At 61.4% G+C, this 17619-nt stretch carries 16 protein-coding genes; 7 read left to right on the top strand and 9 right to left on the bottom strand.

What is annotated here, in order from left to right:
* Positions 1–83: 83 nt before the first annotated feature.
* Positions 84–1400, bottom strand: a complete 1317-nt coding sequence (gene potE, locus SNL23_RS13890; protein ID WP_318302492.1) for a putrescine-ornithine antiporter — start codon at positions 1398–1400, stop codon at positions 84–86.
* A gap of 49 nt (positions 1401–1449) precedes the next feature.
* Positions 1450–2346: an AraC family transcriptional regulator gene (locus tag SNL23_RS13885; protein WP_318302491.1), complete on the bottom strand. Its 897-nt coding sequence runs from the start codon at positions 2344–2346 to the stop codon at positions 1450–1452.
* Between the two features lie 139 nt (positions 2347–2485).
* Between SNL23_RS13885 and SNL23_RS13880 the strand changes: the two genes are divergently transcribed.
* The 4 genes from SNL23_RS13880 to SNL23_RS13865 all read left to right on the top strand — a co-directional run bounded on the left by SNL23_RS13880 (position 2486) and on the right by SNL23_RS13865 (position 5188).
* Positions 2486–3229: an SDR family NAD(P)-dependent oxidoreductase gene (locus tag SNL23_RS13880; protein WP_318302490.1), complete on the top strand. Its 744-nt coding sequence runs from the start codon at positions 2486–2488 to the stop codon at positions 3227–3229.
* Between the two features lie 16 nt (positions 3230–3245).
* Entirely contained in the window at positions 3246–3647 is a 402-nt protein-coding gene (locus SNL23_RS13875) for a VOC family protein (protein ID WP_076016343.1), read from the top strand.
* 15 nt (positions 3648–3662) lie between these two features.
* A complete protein-coding gene (locus tag SNL23_RS13870) occupies positions 3663–3833 on the top strand; it encodes a hypothetical protein (RefSeq protein WP_159442638.1) in 171 nt (56 codons plus the stop codon).
* Positions 3834–3943: 110 nt separating this feature from the next.
* Positions 3944–5188, top strand: coding sequence for a zinc-dependent alcohol dehydrogenase (locus SNL23_RS13865; RefSeq protein WP_076016342.1), 1245 nt, complete (start codon positions 3944–3946; stop codon positions 5186–5188).
* 58 nt (positions 5189–5246) lie between these two features.
* On the opposite strand, the gene SNL23_RS13860 is transcribed toward SNL23_RS13865, so the two are convergent.
* Both SNL23_RS13860 and SNL23_RS13855 read right to left on the bottom strand, forming a co-directional pair.
* Positions 5247–8477 (bottom strand): ATP-binding protein, encoded by a 3231-nt coding sequence (locus SNL23_RS13860; RefSeq protein ID WP_318302489.1) that lies wholly within the window; start codon positions 8475–8477, stop codon positions 5247–5249.
* 45 nt (positions 8478–8522) lie between these two features.
* Positions 8523–8954: a hypothetical protein gene (locus SNL23_RS13855; protein WP_318302488.1), complete on the bottom strand. Its 432-nt coding sequence runs from the start codon at positions 8952–8954 to the stop codon at positions 8523–8525.
* 161 nt (positions 8955–9115) lie between these two features.
* Here SNL23_RS13855 and SNL23_RS13850 point away from each other — a divergent pair, with 161 nt between their 5' ends.
* A complete protein-coding gene (locus SNL23_RS13850) occupies positions 9116–10117 on the top strand; it encodes an ABC transporter substrate-binding protein (protein ID WP_318302487.1) in 1002 nt (333 codons plus the stop codon).
* A 160-nt stretch (positions 10118–10277) separates the two neighbouring features.
* On the opposite strand, the gene SNL23_RS13845 is transcribed toward SNL23_RS13850, so the two are convergent.
* Positions 10278–11066, bottom strand: a complete 789-nt coding sequence (locus SNL23_RS13845; RefSeq protein WP_088425796.1) for an AraC family transcriptional regulator — start codon at positions 11064–11066, stop codon at positions 10278–10280.
* A gap of 85 nt (positions 11067–11151) precedes the next feature.
* On the opposite strand from SNL23_RS13845, the gene SNL23_RS13840 reads away from it, so the two are divergent.
* Positions 11152–12150, top strand: a complete 999-nt coding sequence (locus SNL23_RS13840) for a bile acid:sodium symporter family protein (RefSeq protein ID WP_318302486.1) — start codon at positions 11152–11154, stop codon at positions 12148–12150.
* Positions 12151–12238: 88 nt separating this feature from the next.
* The gene (locus SNL23_RS13835) at positions 12239–13429 is read left to right on the top strand and encodes a sugar transporter (protein ID WP_318302485.1); all 1191 of its coding nucleotides are present in this window, start codon (positions 12239–12241) and stop codon (positions 13427–13429) included.
* A 47-nt stretch (positions 13430–13476) separates the two neighbouring features.
* On the opposite strand, the gene SNL23_RS13830 is transcribed toward SNL23_RS13835, so the two are convergent.
* From SNL23_RS13830 to SNL23_RS13815, 4 genes are read right to left on the bottom strand one after another with little or no spacing between them, the layout of a single operon-like run.
* Positions 13477–14436 (bottom strand): sugar-binding transcriptional regulator, encoded by a 960-nt coding sequence (locus tag SNL23_RS13830; protein ID WP_076016335.1) that lies wholly within the window; start codon positions 14434–14436, stop codon positions 13477–13479.
* Between the two features lie 57 nt (positions 14437–14493).
* Positions 14494–15294 carry a glucose 1-dehydrogenase gene (locus tag SNL23_RS13825; protein WP_076016334.1) on the bottom strand — a complete coding sequence of 267 codons (801 nt, stop codon included), beginning with the start codon at positions 15292–15294 and terminating at the stop codon, positions 14494–14496.
* Positions 15295–15312: 18 nt separating this feature from the next.
* The gene (locus SNL23_RS13820; RefSeq protein WP_076016333.1) at positions 15313–16077 is read right to left on the bottom strand and encodes an SDR family oxidoreductase; all 765 of its coding nucleotides are present in this window, start codon (positions 16075–16077) and stop codon (positions 15313–15315) included.
* Between the two features lie 22 nt (positions 16078–16099).
* On the bottom strand, positions 16100–17614 hold the full coding sequence (locus SNL23_RS13815) for a sugar ABC transporter ATP-binding protein (protein WP_318302484.1): 1515 nt from the start codon (positions 17612–17614) through the stop codon (positions 16100–16102).
* Positions 17615–17619 lie beyond the last annotated feature (5 nt).

Raw genomic sequence — 17619 nt, 5'->3', positions numbered from 1 at the left:
TTTTGGTTACTTTTGGGCTCTTTTCAAAAGTGACCCGCTGTAAGAGCGGAACCAATCTAAGCCATCACCCAATTAACGGATATTCACCCACCACCGGCCGTGATAAACCGCCGCGCCAAAAACCCATACAGCAGATACCCAAACGCCAACACCAGCGTCGCACCAAACACCGCCTCCTCACCACACGCATAAATCGCATACAGCGAATACCCCACGGCAATCAGCAACACCGTGGTATTGCGTGCATAAATCGAGGCCGCCACCCGCGCCTTGTGCATCATCACCAGCAGCCCGGTCAGCGCAGTGACGTAGGGAATCAAATTGGTCACCACCGCCAGGTTCACCAGCTTGCCGAACTGGGCGCTGGCGGTGGGCGAGATGGTCGACAAGGCAATCAGGCTCTGCAACGCCGCACAGGCAATCAGCCCCCATACGGGGGCCTGGGCGCGGCTCACCCGGCTGAAGAACCGCGGAAACAGACGCTGGTCCGCCGACATCTTGGCCGTTTGCGCCAAGGTGAACTGCCAGCCCAACAGCGAACCAATGCACGCCACCACCGCCAGCGCCATGATGATATCGCCCACCAGCGGCGTGAAAATCTGCGCATACACCAAGGCAAACGGCGCTGAAGACTCAGCCAGTTCGGCATTGGGCACGATGCCCTGAATCACCGTGGTCGACAGCACATACACCAGCGCCGCGCCGAGGGTGCCGAGCAGGCAGGCCAGCGGCACGGTGCGCTTGGGATCTTCCACCGCGTCATAGCCCTGGGCCGCGGACTCCATGCCGAGGAACGCCCAGAGGGTCAGCGGGATACTCGTGCCAATGGCGTCCCATAGTTGCAACTGGTTGGGGTTCCAGGCGTCGCTGAACACCTCGGCCTTGAAATAGAACCAGCCGAACACGCTCAAGCCCGCCACGGGAATGATCACGCCCCACACGGTGACCACGCCGATCCGGCCGGTGAGGCGCGGGCCTCCGAAGTTGGCCACGGTGGTCAGCCAGATCAGCGCGAGGGTGCCGATAAACAACGGGATCGGCCCGCTGCCCAGCCACGGGATGAAGGACGACAGATAGCCCACCGCCGAAATCGCAATCGCCACATTGGCGATGATCAGCGACAGGAAATACAGGAACGAACAGAGGAAGAACCCCGACTTGCCGTGGGCCTCTTCGGTGTAGGCCGACATGCCGCCGGTGCGGGTGCAGAAGAGGCCGCACTGGGCAAAGCAGTACGCGATCGCCATCGAGCCCACGGCGGTGATCAGCCACGACAACAGCGAGATCGCGCCCAACTGCGCCATGCTGGCGGGCAGCATGATGATGCCCGAGCCCATCATGTTGATCGCCACGAGGGTGGTCAGGCCCATCAGGCTCATCTTTTTGCTTGGCTCGGCCATCGGCAACTCCTTGTCGTGGGGCGTGGGATGGCAGGCTAGCACGTTGTTGTCAGTTCGCCTTCGGGCCCCGGTTTTCCCCCAGGATTCGCGCCGCATCCCGCGCCGGTGGCAGGCCGAATACCCGAGCGTAATCGCGGCTGAACTGGGTGGCGCTTTCATAGCCGACTTCGAAGGCGGCACTGGTGACGTTTTTGGCGCTGGCCACCATCAACGTGCGGGCCTGCAGCAAGCGCACGCGTTTTTGATACTGCAACGGGCTCAGGTTGGTGACGGCCTTGAAGTGCCGGTGGAAGGCCGACACGCTCATCGCGGCTTTCTGCGCCAGGGCTTCTACCCGGATCGGTTCGGCGAAGTCCCGGCGAATCCACTGGATCGCCTGGCTCACCCGGGCCATGGCGGTGTCTGGCGCGGCTATTTCACGCAGCATCCAGCCGTGGGGGCCTTGCAGTACGCGGTAGAGAAGCTCGCGCTCGTAAACCGGCGCGAGGGCGGCGATTGCCTCGGGGTTGCCCATCAGCCGCAGCATGCGCAGCCAGGCGTCTATCAACTCCGGGGTGACGGCGGCCACGGAAAAGCCGGCATCGTGGTCGTAGCGCCCGGCAGGTTCGGGCAAGTCGCTCAGTAGCGTCGCGAGCACCGTCGGGTCCAGTGTCAGGCTGACCGCCAGGTAGGGTTCACCGGTCGCCGCCGGGTGCACGGTGCCCACCGCAGGCAGCTCGATGGACATCACGAAATACGTCGCCGGGTCGTACCGCAGGGTGCGGTCGCCCACGGTCATGGATTTGCTGCCCTGCAGGATCAGGTTGATCATCGGGTCATACACGGCGGCCAGCATATGCTCGGGAATCGCGCCCTGGACCATGGCCACCCGCGGGATACCCGTTTCAGTGCGGCGGTTTTCGGCCTTGGCGGCCAAGGCACGCAGTTCGATCAGTTGTGTGTTCATGCCGGGCATGCTGAGCGCCCAGGCGTGTCATGTGCAAGAAAAAAGCAGAAACAGGCAGGTTTCGAGCAGGAACGGCTGCGGCGGATCAGGCGGACAAGCCTACTGTGGTGACTCATTTGAGCAAGCAGTGGAGCCACACATGGGCGTTATCCTTATCACCGGCGGCAGCCTTGGCATTGGTGCCAGCACTGCAGAGCTGTGTGCCCGGCAAGGCATGGGCGTGATCCTGACCTACAACAGCCATCCAGAGGCCGCACACGCAGTAGTGCAGAAGATTGAGGCGGCGGGCGGCAAGGCGCTGGCGCTGCCGTTGGATGTGGCTGACGTCAGCTCCTTCGAGGGTTTTGCCGAGGCGGTAAAACGGGGGTTATCGGCGACCTGGGGCGTAAGTGGCTTGAGTGGGCTGGTGAATAACGCCGGTTATGGCCTGTTCAATCCCCTGGAATCGGTCACTGAGGCCCAGTTCGACGGCCTGCTGAATGTGCACCTCAAAGGGCCGTTTTTCCTGACTCAAACCTTGTTGCCGCTGCTGCAAGCCCACGCCTGCATCGTCAACCTCACCAGCGCCACGACCCGTGTGGCCACCGCCGGCGTAGCACCTTACGCAGCCTTCAAGGGCGCGCTGGATGTACTCACCCGTTATATGGCCAAGGAGTTTGGCGAACGGCAGATCCGTGCGAATGCCGTCTCTCCGGGAGCCATCCGCACCGAACTGGGCGGCGGGCTCAATGACGAGTTCGAAGCGCTGCTGGCTTCCCAAACGGCCCTCGGCCGAGTGGGCGAGCCTGAGGACGTGGCGCGCGTGATCGCCATGTTGCTGTCTGAAGAAGGCCGCTGGATCAATGCCCAGACGATCGAGGTCGCGGGCGGTTACATCATCTGAAAAGCGAGGCTACAGCATGCTGGATCATGTCTTTTTGTCGGTCAGCGATGTTCGACGTTCCATCGATTTCTACCAGGCCGCACTGGCCCCGCTGGGCATCACCACGCGCCACGACTACGACGGCAAGGCTGGCCCACCCGGCCATCCGGACCTCAAAGGGTTTGGCGCCAATGGGCGGATATTCTTCTGGTTGCGCGAGGGTGTGGTCGAGGGCAGGGCGGTGCATGTGGGGTTTGTCGCCAGCAGCAGGGCCGAGGTCGATGCGGCCTACCTGGCGGCAATCAATGCCGGTGCTGTCGACAACGGCGCACCGGGTGCACGTTTGCACTATGACCCGAACTACTACGCGGCCAACGTGCTGGACCCCGACGGCTACAGCCTGGAATTTGTCTACAAGAACTGGCAGCACGGCCAATGAAAACCTTAATGATCTATGGCGCCACGGACTACACCGGACGCGACAGCTATACCGCCCTTGGCGGCGGTGGAAGCCGCGCGTCGGGTGTTGGCCGGTGAACGCCAACCGGGGTTCGCAACGCCGGGGCGCGTGTTGGATGTAGGGTTTGCCGAAACCATCGCGGGCACCGCGATTATCGACGTGTAAGCCACTCCATCCCTCCGACCACTTATCGGTTGGCGTCGCTGTTCAACTGAACCGCAGCCGTGCTTGCACCCCTTAATTAGGTAATCACCTCAACAACAGGAGTGCAGGCCATGCGAGCGATGACTTACCAGGGCGCCCACAAAGTACAGGTCGATACCGTTCCCGATCCGATTATCGAACAACCCGACGACATCATTTTGCGAGTGACGGCCACTGCTATCTGCGGCTCCGATTTGCACTTGTACCGGGGCAAGATTCCAACGGTGGAGCACGGTGATATTTTCGGCCACGAGTTCATGGGTATCGTCGAGGAAACCGGGCCGGCGGTCACCCAGGTACAACGCGGTGACCGCGTGGTTATTCCGTTCGTAATTGCCTGTGGCGACTGTTTCTTCTGCCAGTTGCAACAGTTCGCTGCCTGCGAAACCACCAACGATGGGCGCGGGGCGATCCTGAATAAAAAAGCCATTCCACCGGGTGCGGCGCTATTTGGCTACAGCCGTCTGTACGGTGGCGTTCCTGGTGGCCAGGCTGAGCTGGTGCGGGTGCCAAAGGCCAATACCGGGCCATTCAAAGTGCCCGGCACCTTGGCGGATGACAAAGTGTTGTTCCTTTCCGATATCTTGCCCACCGCCTGGCAGGCGGTGACCAATGCGGGTATCGGCGCAGGTTCCAGCATCGCGATTTACGGCGCCGGGCCCGTGGGGCTGCTGAGTGCTGCGTGTGCACGCATGCTCGGTGCCGAGCAGATTTTCATGGTTGACCAGCACGCCTACCGGTTGGCGTACGCCCAGCAAATGTACGGTGTGATCCCGGTTAACTTTGAGGACGACGATGACCCTGCCGACACCATCATTCGCCAGACCAAGGGCATGCGCGGTGTGGATGGCGTGGTGGACGCCGTAGGGTTCGAAGCCAAGGGCAGCACGACTGAAACCATCCTCGCCACCCTCAAGCTCGAAGGCAGCAGCGGCAAAGCCTTGCGTCAATGCATCGCCGCGGTGCGCCGGGGCGGGACAGTGAGCGTGGCGGGGGTGTACTCGGGGTTTATCCATGGCTTTATGTTCGGCGATGCTTTCGACAAGGGCCTGACGTTCAAGATGGGCCAGACTCACGTGCAGCGCTTTCTTCCCGAGCTGCTTGAGCATATCGAACTGGGGCACCTGAACCCGGAGGCGATCGTCACCCATCGGCTGTCCCTGGAACAGGCGGCGCGCGGTTATGAACTGTTTGATAAGTGCGAAGAGGATTGCCGCAAGGTGATCCTGTTACCCGGGGCGGATAACCGGCCTTTGACCGAGCCGCTGGAAGAAATGACCCCGGTGTACCAGGGGCAGGGTGCAACCCTGGTTTAGCAAAGGGCAGGGCCTTGACGGTGCGGTTTATGCTACGTCAAGGCCAACCCTTTCCCGCTCACGACGAAACGGGCAGCTCAAGCTGTTGCAGTGGCAGTAAGTCCATCACATCACAGAATAACGACCGATGGCGCCAGTCGTTGCGGTCACCAATCACGTAGAACCGCCGCTTGGCGCGTGTCGCGGCGACGTTCAGCAAGTTGGGTTCGCAGACTACCCAGTCGCGCGCGCCCGGGTTCTCGCTGCTACCGCCCAGCACCATGATCACCACAGCGGCTTCTTTACCTTGCATGGTATGGATAGTGCCAAACACCATCTTGCGCGGAAGCAGCTGTTTGATGCGTTCCCTGACGGCCTGGAACGGCGTGATGACCGAGATATCAGCAATGCTCACCCCCTCGTCACGCAACCTGCCCAGCAAGGACTGCAGCGCGGCGCCCTCGGCGGCGACCCAGTTGCCGGTGGAAGCTCCGCTCGCTTGAATCCAGCCGGTCGGCAGGCCAGCAGTGGTTTCCTTCTCCGGGCTTGGGCTGAGGGTGCCGAATACCATGACACCGTCATAGGCGATTCGGTTAGCCAAGGCATACATCGGCCGGTCACAACGTCGGTGCACCACGAGGGGCAGGCCAACCCAGCGCTTGTCTTGGGCAGGCCCCATCATTCGCCCCCAAAGAGTGGCTTCGTCGGCCAGGGTCTGGGCGGATTGGCGGTTGGGTAGCCAGTGGGGGTCAACCGCATAGCGGGTTCGCATGTGTTCGAGTACAGCATCGGAGACGGTAATGATGGGCTTGAGTTGCAAGGGGTCGCCTACCAGTACAGCGCGACGCGCACGCCAAAGGGCACCGACGGCAGCTTGTGGGGTTGCCTGACCGGCCTCATCCACCAGCAGCCAGCCGATTTCACCGACACCCAGGGAGCCGAACGACCGCGCAAAGGAGGCGAAGGTGCTGCTCAACACAGGCACGAGCATGAACAGCGAGGCCCAGCTTGAGCGAATGGCATCCCGTGAGACACCCTGGAATCGACCGCCTTGCAGCACACTGTTGATGAAGAACAGATTGGCGCGAATCCGTTTGGCTTCAAGTTCAAAGAAGCATTGATGCAGTTTGAGCGCCTGGATAAATACCTGGGCCCGTGCCTCTCGCCAACCCTTAATGGCCCAGGGCTCAACCAGCTCGATTGCCTCGCCACGGCCAATGATCCCATGACGCAGCCAGGCCAGGAGATGCTCGGCCTTGCCGGTTTGCGCCAAGCGTGTGACGTGTTCAACGTGTTGACGCTGGCGTTCCTGGAGGAGCGTCAGGGCTTGGTGTGCTGCGCGACTGAGGTCATCGAGCCGTGTGCGTTCAGCGGTCAGGCGAAGCGTACTGCGTTTGATGCGTTCGAAGTCTTCTTCTGCGATCAGGTGCCTGGCACTGATCAGTCGCCGCTGCGTGCTCCAGTTGCGATGGGCACCCCAAAAGCTGAACAGGTTGGCCAAAAATCCGGGTTTGTTCTGCTGAAGGCGTTGCAGTTCCAGCAGGCACTCTTGCAACAGGTGCCGGGCAGGCTTGAACTCGACCTCATCCAGTTGCGTCAGCTGCGCCTCAACATCCTTTATGTTTTGGCTTGACTGCCGCAGAGCGTCTGATTGCTCAGTGACCTGTTGGGATAAGGCGTTCAACGCGAGGAGCTGCGCATTGATGCCGTTGGCGTCGGCACTCAGTTGCTCAACGCGAGCTTTTGCTGCGTTGTAGGCAGCGACAGCTTGCCGCCAGGTGTCCTGGCGCTGAGCTGTTGTTCGGGTGGTATCGGCGTGTGTCTTGAGCCAGCCGAGGAAGCCACGCGGGGTGCTGATGTCTTCGTCAGGCGATTCGCCGGATTCGCTGTCGGCGGCCTCAGGTTCGTCATCCAGCTCTTCGGCATCCAGGGCGGGCAGCCATTCGGTTGCCTCATCGGCCTTGTTGCCAGCCTTGGTTTTTTCGGGTGCCTGGCCGTAAAAATAACGGCTGACAAAGGCTTTGCGCCGAGCTTTGCTGCCAAGTGCCGCGGAAATCAGTCCCCAGGCCGGTTGTCCGCTGACCAACTCACCCAGTTCGCCGAAATAGTCGGCCTCCGGCAGCCAGCTTTCGTCGATTTTGTTCCGTTGAGGCAGCTCCATCGTGACGTTTTCAACGGCGCCGTTATTCGAAGACGCGATCACGATTTCAAAGCCAAAAAGGGCCGGGTCGAGCTTGTGGATGTTCTGAAAATCAGCCCCGTCGCCGACTTTTTCGGGCATGCCCTCGACGAAGGCCTGGGAGGCGCGCGACAGGCTGGCGAGTACATCGGCGCGTCGGGTGACGACGGCGGCGATCAGGTCCCGCAGCAGGGTGGTCTTGCCTGTTCCCGGAGGACCGTTGACGCCAATCAGGCCCTCACCCTCAGCCAGGGTGTCGATGATGGTGTTCACCGCCAACTGCTGCGAGTGCACCAGGCCCAGGTGGCGCTCTGCGGGCCAGCAACCTGGGGCGTAATATTTCGGGGTCAGACGCTCGATCAACTGCGCCGAGGCATCGTCTTCATCGACGTGCAGACGGTTTTCCGGGCTGTGACGCTTGAGGTATTGATCAAGTGCCTTGCTGGTACAGCCTTTGCTGAGGCTGTCTGACACATCGGCGAGGTCTGACAGCAGGAAGCTGTTGAGCGGGTCGTCTTCCGGTTCCGGCTTTTTCTCCTTGACGGGAGTGGAGCGAAACCGGTGCCGAAACAGCGCCAATTCCTGGAAAAACTCATCCACGCCCAGAAAGCGTCGAATCCTGGCGGTCAACTCAAGCAACGCAGCGGCGTCGACCTGTCCGCCCATCAACGGCTTGATGTCTTCACGCAGGGCGTTCTGGTCCTCGTCGAAGCCTCTTTTCCAATCTTTCCCTGTCAGCGTTTTTCCCAGGAACCAGGCTTCGCTGGACAGCACCAGGCTGTCTTGCACCATCATCCCCTGCGCGGTGAACTTCAGCGCAAACAGTGCAGACTCGCGGCTTTTGGGTTGTTCCCGGTAACCCTGGTCGGCGCCGTAAAGCGCCTTGAGCTTTTCTGCGACAAGCTTGCTGTCGTACAGATGAGCAAAGAGGGTATGGCTCCAGATTCGGTTCTCGGCAATCGGCTGCCGGGCGATCGGGCTTTGTTCCGACCAAGGCATCACCGGCCGCCCGGCATTGATGTCGTGAAAAAATGACGACGGCAGGCTGTCGCGCTTCTCGATTTTTGGTGCCGACTGGGGCTGTAGCAATTCGACGGCATGCCAGTAACGGGTGATGCTTTCTTGGTTCATCAAATTCATTCCCTGGTGTTTGATGACGGGGTGTCCCTTACGCGATCAGCCTGCCACCTGCGGCTGCATCCGCAACTCGCCTTCCACATCCTTGACCAAACCACTGGCCAAAAACAACGGTGCCACGCGTTTGTGCAATTGCGGCTCGACAAACTCTTTTACCGTGTCCAGCGCCAGCGCGCCAGTCGGCGGCAACTCTGCCTTGGTGTAGGACAACCAGGCCTTTTTCAGCATCAGCAGCACGTCGCTGCCGGCGGTGGAGGCGAAGCGGCGGTGGACCTTCTTGCCGCCGAAATCGAAGGTGTGCTGGAACTCGTAACCGGCCTCGTTACCTTCGCTGGCGACGCAGCGGATACAGGTGCAGGGGCCATCGCCGAACGCGCCGCGCAGGTAGTTGTTGAAGTCCACCACGGGCCTGAGTGACAGGCGCTTGTCCACCTCGAACAGGTCCCCGGTCATTTTTTCGTCAGTGTTCAAGGTCGATTTCCTCGCAGCGGTTTTTTCAAGGGCGGGACGATACCAGCCGAAAGCGCCCGCGGGCAGTGTTTTTCGTATATCCATAGATCTCGATATTCTTTTTCGCACCGTACGCGGATCGCTACGCTCGCAGCCCTTCTCTATGTCGCGGCAGCGTTCTCATGATAATAAAACGACCCACCCTGACCCTCCTGGCAGCAGCCAGTGTGCTCCTCAGCCTTGGTGTACACGCCGAAGGCAAAATCAGCATCGCCCAGCAATTCGGCATTGGCTACTTGATCCTCGACGTGGTTCGCGACCAGAACCTGATCGAGAAACACGGCAAGGAGCAGGGCCTGGACATCAAGGTGGAGTGGAACAGCATCTCCGGCGCCACCGCGATGAACGAGTCGCTGCTGGCCGGTGCGCTGGACGTGGTCTCGGCGGGTGTGCCGCCGATGCTGACGCTGTGGGACCGTACCAAGGGCAAGCAGAACGTCAAGGCTATTGCCTCGCTGGGGTCGATGCCCAATTACCTGCTGACCAATAACCCGGACGTGAAGACCCTCAAGGACTTCAGCGAGAAAGACCGCATCGCCGTGCCGGCTGCCGGCGTGGGCTTCCAGTCGCGCACCTTGCAGATTGAAACCGCCAAGCAATTCGGCGATGCCAACTACAAGAAGTTCGACGACATCTCCATCAGCCTGGCGCATCCGGACGCTACTGCTGCGTTGATTGCCGGCGGTTCAGAGATCAACGCGCACTTTTCCAGCCCGCCGTTCCAGTACCAGGAATTGTTGAATCCCAAAGTGCACAAGGTGCTGAGTTCCTACGACATCCTCGGCGGCCCGGCCACGTTCAACGTGCTGTACACCACCGAGAAATTCCACGACGAAAACCCCAAGACCTACAAGGCGTTCTACGACGCGCTGGCCGAGGCAGAGAAGATTATCAAGGCTGACAAACCGGCAGCGGCCCAGGCATATATTCGTGTCGAGCAATCGAAGCTGCCGTTGTCGCTGGTGGAGAAGATTGTCCAGGACCCGGAAATCGACTTCACCATCGTGCCGCAGCGTACCTATATTTATGCGGAGAAATTGCAGGCGTTGGGCGTGCTGAAAAACAAGGCGGGGAGCTGGAAGGATTACTTCTTTGAAGAGGCGCATGGCGGGAACGGCAGCTGACTCTTTTCTGAATTGAAGCGCACACAAAAATGTGGGAGCGGGCTTGCTCGCGAATGCGGTGGGTCAGCCAGCACATGTATCGACTGATCCACCGCATTCGCGAGCAAGCCCGCTCCCACAGGGGATCCCGTTCTCATTTTGGGTCTTTGTTGTCTGATGATCAGCGGAAGAACTCCCCCGGTGTGGCATCGAACTGCTGGCGGAAGGCGTTGATAAAAGCTGAGGTGGATTCATAGCCACACGCCAATGCCACATCCGTCACCCGTTCACCTTGTTCCAGGGCGGGCAGGGCGCTCAACAATCGCAGGCGCTGGCGCCACGCGCGGAAGGTCAGGCCGGTGTCGCTCAGGAACAGCCGGCTGAGGGTTTTTTCGCTCACCGCCAGTTTCTGGCTCCATTGCCCCAGGGTGGTTTGCTGCTCGGGGTGCAGGTTCAGGCTGCGGTAAATCTGCCGTAACCGGCTGTCGGCCGGCAGCGGCAACATCAGGTCGACCTGGGGGGCGGCGGCCAACTGGTCCAGCACAACCTGGGCCAGCCGCCCATCCGGGCCGTCCTCGGCATATTCAACCGGCAATTCACTGAAGCTGCGAATCAACTCCCGCAACAGGCTGCTCACCGCCAGCACCTGGCAGCGCTCGGCCGCCCAGCCGGTGACGCTGCAATCCAGGTACAAGCTGCGCATCTCGGTATGGGGCGAACTGAACACCCGGTGCGGCATGCCGGCCGGGATCCACACGGCCCGCTGGGGTGGCGCGACGAAGCGTCCTGCACTGGTCTGGATCTCCAGCACCCCGGAAATCGCGTAGGACAACTGCACCCACGGGTGACTGTGACGGCGGGTCAGAGCGCGGTTGGGCAGGGATTCGGTGCGGCCATACACTGGCCTCGGCAGGCTGGAAAGCCCGGGCACGCTGCGGCGCACGGTTTTGTCATGTCCTTTAGGCGGCATTTACTGGCTCATTGGCGTTAGTCGGTAACAAGCCGTTACGTTAGAGTCGCGATGATGCTCTTGGCAACCCCTGGAAGATTGGCCTATGACACGCCCACGCTTTTTACCTGACAACTTCACCCTGACCCTGGTGGCCACGGTGATCCTCGCGTCCCTGCTGCCCGCCAGCGGCCAGACCGCCGTGGCCTTTGGCTGGGTGACCAACCTGGCCATCGCGCTGCTGTTTTTCCTGCATGGTGCCAAGCTGTCGCGCCAGGCCATCGTCGCCGGTGCCGGGCATTGGCGTCTGCACCTGCTGGTGTTCAGCCTGACCTTCGTGTTGTTTCCGCTGCTGGGTCTGGCGCTCAAGCCGGTGTTGTCGCCGCTGATCGGCAAAGACCTGTACATGGGCATGCTCTATCTGTGTGCATTGCCCGCCACCGTGCAGTCGGCGATTGCCTTTACTTCCCTGGCCCGGGGCAACATCCCTGCAGCGATTTGCAGCGCGGCGGCGTCGAGCCTGTTCGGGATCTTCCTGACGCCGTTACTGGTGACCTTGCTGCTTAATGTGCATGGCGACGGCGGCTCCACGATCGATGCGATCCTGAAAATCAGCGTGCAGTTGTTACTACCGTTCATCGCCGGGCAAATCGCCCGGCGCTGGATCGGCGAGTGGGTAGGGCGTAACAAGTCCTGGCTGAAGTTCGTCGACCAGGGTTCGATCCTGCTGGTGGTCTACGGCGCGTTCAGCGAAGCGGTCAACGAAGGCATCTGGCACCAGATTCCACTGTGGGAACTGGGCGGCCTGGTGGTGGCCTGCTGTGTGTTGCTGGCCCTGGTACTGGTGGCGTCCACGGTGCTGGGCAAGGCTTTCGGGTTTAGCCAGGAAGACCGGATCACCATCCTGTTCTGCGGCTCGAAGAAAAGCCTGGCCACCGGTGTGCCGATGGCCCAGGTGCTGTTTGCCGGGGCGAGCATGGGCGTGTTGATTTTGCCATTGATGCTGTTTCACCAGATCCAGTTGATGGTCTGCGCGGCATTGGCCCAGCGCTATGCCAAGCGTCCTGAATCGATTCCCGAGTTGATGGGGCAAGTCGATCCCTGAACCGTCGTGTTACTATTTTTTGCGCGCGGCTCAAGGGCCGGCATCGGGCCGGCAAGATCCGCGCGCACATGAGTACGACGACCTGTAAATGAGCATTTCCGCCGCAACACCTCAAGCCAACTGGCAACCGGTCTTCGCCCTCGCGTTGGCCGCTTTTGTGTTCAACACCACCGAATTTGTGCCGGTCGGCCTGCTGAGTGCCATCGGCGCGAGCTTCGACATGCCCATCGCCAGCGTCGGCCTGATGCTGACCATCTATGCGTGGATCGTGTCCCTGACCTCGCTGCCGGTGATGCTGCTGACCCGCAACGTCGAGCGGCGCAAGCTGTTGATCGTGCTGTTCGGCATGTTTATCGCCAGCCATATCCTGTCCAGCGTGGCCACCAGCTTTGGCATCCTGATGCTCAGCCGGGTGGGCATTGCGCTGTCCCATGCGTTGTTCTGGTCGATCACGGCCTCCCTCGCGGTGCGTCTGGCGCCGGAGGGCAAGCAGGTGCAGGCCCTCGGCTTGCTGGCTACCGGTACTTCGCTGGCGATGGTGCTGGGTATTCCGCTGGGCCGCCTGCTGGGCGAAGCCATGGGTTGGCGCACCACCTTCCTGGTGATCGGCGCTTTTGCTGCCGGGCTGGTGTTCTGGCTGGCGCGCACCTTACCGCTGCTGCCGAGCCAGAACTCCGGTTCGTTGCGCAGCCTGCCACTGCTGTTCAAGCGCCCGGCGCTGGTGGCGTTGTATGTGCTGACGGCGATGGTGGTGACGGCGCAGTTCACGGCCTATAGCTATGTTGAACCGTTCGTTGAAGGCGTTGCTGGCATGAGTGGCAACACCGTGACCCTGATCCTGCTGGTGTTCGGCGGCGCGGGCATCATCGGTTCGCTGCTGTTCAGCCTGGTGCACCGCTTTAACCCGCATCGATTCCTGATCACCGCCGTGACTGTCCTTGCGCTGTGCCTGGCGTTGCTGCTGCCGTTGAGTGGCGAGGTGTCGTACCTGGTGACCCTGAGTGTGTTCTGGGGCATGGCGATCATGGGCTTTGGTCTTGCGCTGCAATCGAAGGTACTGGTGTTGGCGCCGGATGCGACGGATGTGGCCATGGCGATGTTTTCCGGGATCTACAACATCGGCATCGGCGGCGGGGCGTTGATGGGCAGTTGGGTGGGTAGCCACTTTGGGTTCGCCTGGATCGGCGCGGCGGGTGGGTTGCTGGCGGCGGTAGCGCTGATTGGGTATTGCCTGGCGATTTATCGGTTTGGGCAAGGCGTGGCGCGCGCCCCTCTGTAGGAGCGAGCTTGCTCGCGAAAAATGTGAAGGCCCCGCTGGTTATCAGATTACCCAGGTGTATTTAACGCCTGGGCAGTGTCCAGATCCGTGATCAAAACATCCAGATAACCGCCCTTGAGCGCGCCGCGAATCGCCTGGACCTTGCTTGGCCCCCCCGCCAGGCCCAGCACCCGCTGGATCGAACGCAGTTTCGGCAAGGCCACGGACACCACGAATTCCTCGTCCTCTTCGAGCACCGGGCGCCCTTCGGCGTCGAAGTAGCGCAGGCAAATATCGCCCACCGCGCCGCGCTCGGCCAGCAGGCGCAGCATGTCTTCGGTGTAGTAGTTGCCGCTGTTGCGCAGCAGTTGCGAGGGCTCCAGGTCGCCAATCCCGACAATCGCCAACGTGATGCTGTCAAAGCGGTTCAGCACTTCCTTGACCTCTTCCATCTCGATGATGCGCTGCTTGCTCTCCACCGATTGCTCGATGCTTTGGGACGGCAGCAGGAATGCCGGGCAGTTGAGCAGGGTGGCCAGGCGTTGGGTCAGTAGGGTGGCTTCAAACGCACCCTTGTTGCCGACACCGCCGAGCAGTTGCACGACTTCCTGGGCGCCCTGTTTGCCGGGCTGGGCGTGCAGGTGCCCGACCATGGCGCGAATGGTGCTGCTCCACGACGAGATGCCGATGTGGTCCTGGGGCGAGAGGCTGGTCTCCAGATAGTGCGCGGCGGCCGAGCCAATGGCTTGCTTGATGCTCTCATCAACGCCCGGCTCGGTGGCCTCGACCACGATCACCCGGCGCACGCCATAGCGGCGCTGCAACTGGGTTTCCAGCTCCAGGTGCAGGCCCTGCAGGCGCATGACGGTGATCTTCACCACGCCTTCCTGCAGCGCCCGGCGCAGGGCGCGGCTGATAAAGGATTGGGACAAATCCAGCTGTTCGGAAATCTCGGACTGCTTGAGACCTTCTTCGTAATAGAGGCTGGCGATCTTGGTGATCAGCCGTTGTTCTTCGATCTGGCTCATGACGGTCTCAGTCAATGACATCAATAGCCGGTGAGGATACCAAACCGGCGCCGCTCGTTACGACATGATCAGGCCGCCGTCGATATTGATCGCCTGCCCGGTGAGGTAAGCCGCGTCGTCCGAGGCCAGGAACGCCACCAGCCCCGCCACGTCCGAGGGCTTGCCGGCGCGGCGCAGGGGGATGTTCTTGACCCATTCGGCCATCAGCTCGCCCTTGCCGTAGCGTTTTTCGTCGGTGCTGAGGATTTCGCCCCACACCCGGTCGTTGTAGTCCCACATTTCGCTTTCGATGATGCCGGGGCAGAACGCGTTGACCGTGATGTTGTGCCGCGCCAGTTCCAGCGCCAGGCTTTGGGTAATGCCGATCACGCCCATTTTGCTGGCGGCGTAGTGCGGGGTATAGATGAAACCCTGGCGACCCTGCCCGGAAGAGGTGTTGATCAGGCGCCCGCTGCCTTGTTTGACCATATATTTGGCGGCTTCCCGGCAGCCGAGCCACACGCCGGTGGTGTTGACTTGCAGCACCTTGTCGAAGTCGGCGCGGGGCATTTTGTCGAAGTGGTCAATGGTGATGATGCCAGCGTTTTGCACCGATACGTCGATGCTGCCAAAGCGCGCGTGCGCCTCACTGTAGAGCTTCTCGATATCGCTTTCACTGGTCACGTCAATGGCCAGAGCCAGGGCGTTGACCGCGTATTCCTTGGCCAGATGCTCGGCGGTGAAGGTCACGCGCTCCAGGTCATTGGAGGCCATCACCAGGTTGGCGCCTTCCTGGGCGAAGCGTTCGGCAATGCCGGCACCGATGCCACGGCAGGCGCCAGTGATCACTACGGTTTTACCGCTGAATCGTTGAGACATTTGGAGGGCTCCAGTGAGTTACCAGCACACAAAACCGCCATCGACCAACAGGTCGACGCCGGTGCAGAAAGACGACGCCTGGCTGACCAGGAAAATCGCCGGGCCGACCATTTCTTCAACGCTTGCCATGCGCCCCATGGGCGTGGTTTGTTCGAAAATCTTCACCTGGTCGGCCACTTCCGGGCGCGAGTTCATCGGTGTGGCGGTGTAGCCAGGGCTGATGCAATTGACCCGCAGGCCTTTGTCGGCCCATTCCATCGCCAGGCTTTTGCTCAGGTGAATCACCCCGGCCTTGGAGGTGTTGTAATGAGCTTGCAGCAGGCCACGGTTGACGATGCTGCCGGACATCGAGGCGATGTTGACGATGGCCCCTTTGCCTCGGGGCAGCATCACGGCCGCCTGGGCCTGGCAGCTCAGGAAAATCCCGGTGAGGTTGATGTCGAGGGTGGCTTGCCAGCGTTGCAGTTCGAGGTCTTCGGCGGCCTGGGCATTGGCGATACCGGCGCAGTTGACGGCCACGCTGAGGTCGCCCAGGACTTTTTCAGTGCGGGCGATGGCGGCGTCGAGGGCATTGCGGTCGGTTACGGTACCGGCCAGGGCCAGGCCGCGACGGCCAAGGGCTTCGATGCGTTCTACCGTGCTGCGGATACCGGGGCTGCCGGGCAGGTCGAAGCAGGCCACATCGGCCCCGGCTTCGGCCAGGCCCACGGCGATGGCCTGGCCGATGCCGCTGCCGGCGCCGGTGACGAAGGCGACCTGATCTTTAAGACTGAAAAGTTGCATGGGTTGCTCCACGTCGAATTGTTTAAGCCGTAGCCATTTCCATGACTGAAACCGGGGTTGCCGCGCCGCGCTCCAGAATCCCCATCTGCCGCCCTCGGCTCATCACCATCACCCGGTGCGACAGGCCGAGCACTTCATCCAGGTCGGAGCTGACCACAATCACCGCCATGCCATTGGCCGCCAGGTCTGCGATCACTTCATAAATCGCCGCGCGGGCGCCGACGTCGATGCCTCGGGTCGGCTCATCCAGAATGAATACTTTCGGGTTACGGGCGAGCCATTTGGCAATGATCACTTTTTGTTGATTGCCGCCGGACAAGCTGGAGATGCGTTGCTGCGGCGCACCTTTCACACCCAGGCGTGTCGCGGCTGCCTGGGCAAACTCCCGCAGGCGGCCGGGCAGTACCCAGCCACGCTTGTCCAGCAGGTCGGTATTGCCATACATCATGTTGTCTTCGATGCGATGCTCGACCACCACGCCTTGTTGCTTGCGGTCTTCGGGCACCAGCACCACGCCGGCCTGGATCGCTTCGGAAGGGGAGCGCAGGCGGCGGATTTCACCGTCCAGCAGCATATGGCCCTTGATGTCCTGCGCCGCACCGGCGATGGTGCGCACCAGCTCGGTACGGCCTGCGCCCACCACGCCAGCGATGCCGAACACCTCACCGGCGCGCACGCTGAAGTCGATTCCGTGCAAGGCAAATTCACGGCAAGTGAGGTCTTTGATCTGCAACATCACCCGCGCTTGTGGCGGCTGCAAGGCGGGGAAAATCCGCTCCAGGCTGCGCCCGACCATTTGCTCCACCAACTCGCGCACCGGCACCTGGGCGCTGGCGTGCAGGGCGATCTGGCGACCGTCGCGCAGCACCAGGATCCGGTCGGCGATGCGTGCGATTTCTTCCAGGCGATGGCTGATGTAGATGAACGACACGCCTTCGGCCTTGAGCCGCTCGACCTGCTGGAACAGCAACTCGGTTTCCTCGCCACCCAATGCCGCGGTGGGTTCGTCGAGGATCAGAAGTTGTGCATTCAGGGTCAGCGCCTTGGCAATTTCGACCAGTTGCTGGGCCGCGACGCTCAAGCCTTCAACCTTGCGCGACGCCGGGACCTTCAACCCCAGGCGCTCAAGTTGCTTCTGCGCCTGGGCCTCGATGTACTCGCGGTCGACCCGCCCGTGACGCATGGGCAGGCGTCCGACGAAGATGTTTTCGGCAATCGACAGTTGCGGCAGCAGGCGGATTTCCTGGTGGATCAGGCCAATACCTGCGCCCAATGCAGCACCCGGAGAGGCCGGCGCGTAAGGCTCGCCGAGCCAGGTCATGCTGCCCCCGGCCTCGGGTTGCACCAGGCCGGCAATGATCGACGACAGCGTCGACTTGCCCGCGCCGTTCTCCCCGAGCAACGCCAACACTTCGCCGGGGCGAATGTCGACGTTGATCTGCGACAGCACCTGCACCGGGCCATAAGCCTTGCCGATATTGCGCAGGCACAGCACCGCTTCCGGTTGTGCCTGGCGATTATCCAGAGCTGCTTGCATGAAGA

The organism is Pseudomonas sp. SED1 (assembly GCF_034044025.1).
In the GTDB taxonomy this organism is placed as follows: Bacteria; Pseudomonadota; Gammaproteobacteria; order Pseudomonadales; family Pseudomonadaceae; genus Aquipseudomonas.
This window is presented reverse-complemented; position numbering and strand designations above follow the sequence as displayed.